Origin of the sequence: Psychrobacillus lasiicapitis, assembly GCF_006861795.1 — a bacterium.
Taxonomy (GTDB): Bacteria; Bacillota; Bacilli; order Bacillales_A; family Planococcaceae; genus Psychrobacillus; species Psychrobacillus lasiicapitis.
Window position 1 is genome coordinate 1 of sequence record NZ_VDGH01000025.1, and the last position, 5,400, is coordinate 5,400.

Annotated in this window: 5 protein-coding genes; all 5 read left to right on the forward strand. The window is 31.3% G+C overall.

Annotated features, from left to right (window positions below):
* Positions 1-331 precede the first annotated feature (331 nt).
* The 5 genes from FG382_RS22460 to FG382_RS22480 all read left to right on the forward strand — a co-directional run bounded on the left by FG382_RS22460 (position 332) and on the right by FG382_RS22480 (position 4,929).
* Positions 332-793 (forward strand): hypothetical protein, encoded by a 462-nt coding sequence (locus FG382_RS22460; protein ID WP_142541073.1) that lies wholly within the window; start codon positions 332-334, stop codon positions 791-793.
* A 137-nt stretch (positions 794-930) separates the two neighbouring features.
* Positions 931-1,353: a hypothetical protein gene (locus FG382_RS22465; protein WP_229677480.1), complete on the forward strand. Its 423-nt coding sequence runs from the start codon at positions 931-933 to the stop codon at positions 1,351-1,353.
* A 605-nt stretch (positions 1,354-1,958) separates the two neighbouring features.
* Entirely contained in the window at positions 1,959-2,903 is a 945-nt protein-coding gene (locus tag FG382_RS22470; RefSeq protein WP_142541074.1) for a DUF4365 domain-containing protein, read from the forward strand.
* A gap of 780 nt (positions 2,904-3,683) precedes the next feature.
* Positions 3,684-3,878, forward strand: a complete 195-nt coding sequence (locus FG382_RS22475; protein ID WP_142541075.1) for a hypothetical protein — start codon at positions 3,684-3,686, stop codon at positions 3,876-3,878.
* 283 nt (positions 3,879-4,161) lie between these two features.
* The gene (locus FG382_RS22480) at positions 4,162-4,929 is read left to right on the forward strand and encodes a GNAT family N-acetyltransferase (protein WP_142541076.1); all 768 of its coding nucleotides are present in this window, start codon (positions 4,162-4,164) and stop codon (positions 4,927-4,929) included.
* Positions 4,930-5,400 lie beyond the last annotated feature (471 nt).

Consider the following 5,400-nt stretch of genomic DNA (forward strand, 5'->3'; position numbering starts at 1 on the left):
GGTTTTTGGAGGGCTATTTGTCATGCACAAAATAGTATATCATAAGATTAATAGAAATTTTAAAGAAAAATATTGACATCCTATTAGCTGGTTTAGTTAAATATCATGGGGTGTGGCAAACAGCTCTTTTTGCTTATTAACTAAAGGCGCAGGTTAGTTCAATAAGGAGTGACTAATAGAGAACCCAATTACCAACGATAAATGTTAAAATAAAGTAATTAAGGAATGTGAGAGATGGTGAACATAAAAGGTTGCTTTAACTCAAAATAACCTGGTAATATTATGTAATTAAATCTAAAATTATTTTTTTCGAATAAGGAGTGACTTCTTAATGTATGGCAGTTTAATCTACATCAGTTCTTTAAAACATGAGGATATTATTAACCAGTTTGATAGTATTCTTAATGAAGAAAAGTATTCCTGTTTTCCTTTACCAGATATCGAAAATATTGGGACGAATCTTTATTTACTTGGAATGCCATTTAATAAAAAAATTCATTGGTTTATCGCTCAAGAGACTATGAATGGTGGTGAAATTCCCACGGTAAATGTTATTGACAAACATGTTCTCGACGGGACTCCCAAAAGTAAGGTAATCACTTTATCTGTTAGGGAAAGAGGACTACTCGATAATATTGCATATTCTTTTAGCAATGATGTGAACAGAGATAATAGCTACTTAAAAATGATTATTTCAATTCGTAAGAACTCAATGGGAGATTACGATTTCTACTACTCTCATGATAATGTATTTAAAATAACCCCAAGGAAGTCCCACGCTTGCTTCAATTAGTAATTATTTGAATATGTAGAGATCATCTCTGTTTTGAGATGACCTCTTCTTATAACATAATATTAATTTCATTAGATACCATTTTAAAATACGTAACATTCTATATATTTGAGATTAATTTGGGAGGTGTGTTCAAATTGTTTAGCCGAAGGACAGTTGAAGACTTATCTTATTTAGAAACAGTTGATAAAATAGTAGAACTTAATGAGCACATTCGTAGTTTTTGGTCTAAGTCACAAGGTTGGGCACCCATTGATGCAGCCAATCTACTTAGTAAGTCGCGATTAGATTGGTTGGTATCTTTAAGTCACTCGTTATACAAATGGGAAGAAGATCCAAGTGAAAAAGCGAAACATGGTGATTTAATTTTAGCTTGGGCAAATCTTGGAGCCTTAGTTGAAGGTAGCATGAAATTTTTTCTTTCTGTTTACTATGAAAGCTATAAGGTTGATAATAATTCGATTATGCAACGGGGTCAACAAGTTGAGCCAGATGGTACTATGTTTAATGGCTTAAGATTTTACTCTTTGAGAAAAGCGTTTGGAACGATGCAGAACTAAAAGATAATAATGATTGGCTTAAAGAAGTTCAAGGAAAGAGAAATGCTATTCATGCATATAGGGATAGGGACATTGATGACTTCCACTCGTTCAGACATCAAGTTAAAAAATATCTTTCATTCTTAATAGACTTATTAGGACGAGTCCCTTATCCTAATGATATTTATGGCCCAGACCTATTATTTAGATAAACATAACGAAAGACGAGGTAGTCTATTTACATTACTGTTTCTTTTAATGTGCTATTCAATGAGGTATTTAATTTACCATTCCACCAATCAAAAGTAGTTTTTTTAATACCTAACTTAGAGGAGGAAGACTTGAATTTTTAAGTGAATACCTTTTGTTTTTAAGAACGAAAATCCCGAGATTAGAAAGAAGAAACCACTCTCAATGATCACCTTAGAATTTATGTTTAATAAAATAAAAAGAGTAGTGCTTGATGGTGAATTTAAGAAATGCTTATTTAGTTCGAAAGCTGATTTATGAAAAACGTGATGCATGGAGTTTCTAGGGCGAAAAATCAAATAATTTTAAATGTTAGTAAAATTAACATTTAGTTTGAAATGTATAAATTCAAATAGTTTTATGGGAGAGATTCGAGTATGAGTCCAATAAGAACAGAATCACATATAATAGGAGAAGCTGCAGTTGAAATACTAAAACGATCTTTGCCTAAGCACTGGATTTTAAGGGAGCAAGGCGGAAATAATGATTATGGTATTGATGTTGAAATTGAGCTAGTTCAAACTGATGGCGAAGTAACTGGAACAATATTTAAAGGACAAGTCAAAGGACATAAGAATATACACTTTAAAAATGATTATTATAAGAAAAGTATTAGCACTGACAAGTTAAAATACTGGTTGCGTTTCTCGATGCCAGTAATTTTATTTGAAGTTGATACAACTAAAGAGGAAATTTTTTGGGTCGATGCTCAATTGACTGCAAGGCGTGAATATTCATATCTTGATATACAGAATTCTAGGCAAATTAAAATATCATCTAATACCAAACTGTCAATAAAAGATAAGAAAGAATCACAATTATCATTAATGATTTTACTTAATAAAATTTTAAATGATTATAATTGGAGGAACACCTATAATGAGGTGAAGCAATATTTTCATTCTTTTATTTCCTTTTTGAATATTTGGAGTAGTTGTCGTTATTTTGATTTCTTTTTGGAAATGGAACATGATGAGATCACATCACTTAAATCATATTATAAAAAAACAAAGAGGTTAGCTCAAACTTTTTATATAGCAATAGATAACGATGACATTCCACTATTCGAGGATTGGTATAAGCTTGCTGATGAAAAGTGGGATGGGTTTTTTACATATAGCGTAGGATTAAAAGTTTGTGAAAGTATACTTAAATACATCATTGAAATATTAGAGTTCACTAAAAAATTAGTCTTAAATCTGGAATCCCATTTTTGGGCCAAGCATGATTTAGAATTTCAACAGGAACTTAGGTTAGTGCATTTACCTGCATTTGATGATGAGAACGAATTACTTAATTTCTTACAAAAGTACTCAAATTAAAAAGTTAATAGCTTAATCTAATTGTTGGAAGGGACATAAAAAAATAATTATTCCATAATCGGGTGCGATTGTTGAAGAAGAGTCTCTTTTCTTATTCAGCTAACGGGGGTTTATGTTTAAAATCTGGAGGTGCTCTGGCATCTCTTTTTCTTATTTACCTGCTCTTTTTTTGTAGTTTTTTTTTTTCTATGAAATAACACGTATAATCTAGGCACTTAGAATGCGAAGAGATTTTGGAATGAGTACAAAAAATACTTTTTTATTACAAGAAAGGTTCGGCTTTAATTCGTGGTGGAAGATGTAACCAATTAAATCACTGTTTTCCTGATGCTCCCCCAAGAAGAGTCTCTTTTTTTATTTTTTTATACCTTTTTGTTTCCAACTTTATTTGAATTACTTTTTTTACCTATTTTTATTTTTTACTTGTCCGTTTCCAACTTTATTTTTATCTATGCAAAATTTCATAGCCCTTGAATCCGCAATTTATAAGAAGTCGTGTTTCCAACTTTATTTGTCCTATACATATGCTTTTGTCTAACGACATTATAGTTGGTAACTTTGCAATAAAATATATATAGACCGAAGGTTTTCTGAAATGAATTCAGCAGACCTTCGGTCTTTTTATGCCCGGAATGAGCAAGATGTTGCATAAAATCTGATTAAAGACATCTCGCTTAGATTTGAATTGTTTTTTGATATTTATGTCAAACATAAAGTAAAGGGACTTTGTCAGTTCAATGAGATACATATAAAAAAGTAATTATTAAAGAGGGAAATAAAATGAGTATTTATATGGTAATGTCACCAATTATCGGTACATTGTTAGGTTTGTATTTAGTATGTCTGGGACTATGGGAATTAGGAGTTGGTTTAGATAGAAAAAGATTTATAACCTTCTCGTTTACTGGGCTATTTTTAATCTTTATAATACCCGATATCTTTGGGTTTCAATTGAATATTAATAACTTTCAATAAAAATTATTCCACTTATTGAACTAACGAGGCAGGTTAGTGCAACAAGGACTACCATCAGATTTACAACGCTAAGTAAAGAAATTTTACCAAACGACGCTTTGGGGACTTTTTTCAACGAAGAAGTTTAATACAAGACGGGACTTTGGAGTAAATAAACAAATGCGCCTTAAGTTTTCTGAAAATTATGGGAGGATATAAAAACTGTGAACAATGTATTATTATTATTGAATTGCTCCTATAATAAAAAGAGCGCGCGCTCTATGTAATTGGAAGGGGCAAAGAAATGATTGCAAATCAACAATTAGTTATAAATAATCTAGAGGAAAAATTAAGAATATTCACTTATGCAGTTAATGGAAATCTTGTCGAAGAAGAAGATTTCGTTTTGGCAAATACAGAAATACCCACTGATACATTCAATATACTTTTGCCGAAGTCTGCACATATAAAAAATGCATCTAATATTAGAAGTAGCATCGAAAATATGTCTCTTAAAGAATATCCCTTTAGTACGTGGATTGACTCTCGGTATTTGAACGCTGGCTGGCAAGACCTGATGCAAGAATACGACCTAAATGAAGCAGAACGTAATGTGATGATGAAACTTGAAAATACGCTTAATGTCGGTCAAAGAGGATCTCAACAGCTTATGATTACTCCTGTGGGAAATTTTGAAGAACTTAATGAATATAAAGAGGTTTTTTTAAGCCTATTTGAAGGTACAACGGAAAAAGATGCGTTAGAAAAATATTTTAATAAATTTTCTGAAGTAAATTTAGGTTCTGAAATTCAAATGTTTATTGGACGTGTTGGTGAAATAGCTGTATCTACTGGTTTATTAATAGATAGCAAAGAAAGTTATGGTATTTATGATGTTATGACAAAAGAAACATTTAGAGGTAAAGGACATGGCAGTGAAATGTTTCAATACCTTCTTACACAAACAAAAGATAAACAAAAACCCGTTGTCTTACAGGCATCAGATGATGGAAAAAATATCTATAAGCGCTTTGGATTTATAGATGTCGGAGAAATGGTTGTATTTGAATAAGGATTTATAAAGCATATAAAATTAAACTAATAACGTTCCCAAATACAAGTTTGGACATACACTAAAAAGCGACAAACACTGTTAGTTCAGTGTTTGTCGCTTTTTTTGTCACATTCTTTATACAGCTTTTTATGCAAGTTCTTTGAAAGTCAGTTACAACGACGGTTTGGAAGCATTTTGAACAATACTGTACAATCTCAGTTATTGCATAAGACTTTGTATATTACTTATCGTTGTAAATCCACAAAAATCTGGTGAGAACCCAAAGAGATTGCGTAATTTTTGCATTGATAACGCATTTAAGGAATTAAGTTTATAAAGTTGTAAAAAAGATTGTGAAGTATTGTACTTAAACTAACGGGTGCTTTCGTATTATAAGGTTAACCAGTTTTTACTGGTTGACCTTATTTTTATAGGATTTAATATATCAGTAGCCAGGGTAGGACGTACGGGTGCGTGGGACAATGATCC